Here is a 386-nt window from a genome sequence, read left to right as displayed (position 1 = left end):
AGTCCGGTGCGATCGTTGATAAGTTCAAAACGGTGAATGAACTTAAATGGCTTCGGCTTACGCGTGCCTGTGAAGTTACTTTTCGTCCCCTGTGCCTTGCTCCATTTATAGATGACGACAATATTTTTGTTGTTGTTCGATGTGTCCGATGTGATGACGCCGCCAGTTGTAATGGCGTACTGCTCAGCTGTTGGAGCGGAAGCAACCCTAGTCAACTGCGTCAACTTACCTTCTGGCGATTTGAGGTACACATCATCACTCTCGGCAATAAAGGTCCCGCTGAACTTCGATGGCGCTTTGACTGTATATCCAGCTGATGTAAGGATGGCCTCTTCATTTTCGTCAAACTTCACTTCGCCCTCTACTGTGTCCGCACCTTGTGACAA

The 386-nt window shown here is 47.9% G+C and carries 1 pseudogene; it reads right to left on the bottom strand.

From position 1 onward, the window contains the following. A pseudogene (locus FGT79_RS31520) lies at positions 1 to 386 on the bottom strand (hypothetical protein); the annotation flags it as partial.

It is taken from the genome of Paenibacillus sinopodophylli, assembly GCF_005930355.1.
Taxonomy (GTDB): Bacteria; Bacillota; Bacilli; order Paenibacillales; family Paenibacillaceae; genus Pristimantibacillus; species Pristimantibacillus sinopodophylli.
The sequence above is the reverse complement of the archived record's forward strand: the minus strand, read 5'-3'. Positions and strand labels throughout refer to the sequence as shown.